1 protein-coding gene is annotated in these 456 nt (G+C 35.7%); it reads right to left on the bottom strand.

The window, feature by feature from the left end:
- A partial coding sequence (locus CYP28_RS10395; protein WP_181000436.1) for a hypothetical protein occupies positions 1-456 on the bottom strand: 456 nt, incomplete at both ends.

Below are 456 nucleotides of genomic sequence, written 5' to 3'. Positions count from 1 at the left end.
CTATTACTATGCCTGGTACTGTGATTTTATTATCGCTATCAGCTGTTAATGTTTGACCATCAGCTGCTTTTAGAGTGATAGTATTGTCGCTATTTCTTGTGATAGCAAATTCTTTTTGTAAAGTTGTGTTGCCATCAGCTTTAACCTCAAGTATCATCTTGTCGCCAGTTATCACATTATTTGGCACTTTTACTTTTAGATCAGTCTTATGAAGATCACTATCTTTCATGCTCTCATCTCTTGTGATAGATGTATTAGCATCAATATCTTCACCAAAGAAAATTCCAGAGTCATCAAGCTCTGTTACGCTTACTCTATTTGTTCCAGTAGCACTTTGAACATCATCTTTATCGATGATAGTAGCTGAAATTTTAGTCTTAGCTCCTGTTAATGTACCAACATGAGAAATTTTAAAGCCGTTGTCGCTTACTACTACATCATTGCCATGCTCATCTG

This window comes from Campylobacter concisus (assembly GCF_002914195.1).
GTDB lineage: Bacteria > Campylobacterota > Campylobacteria > Campylobacterales > Campylobacteraceae > Campylobacter_A > Campylobacter_A concisus_M.
Note: the sequence above shows the minus strand (reverse complement) of the source record. Positions and strands in the feature narration are given on the sequence as shown.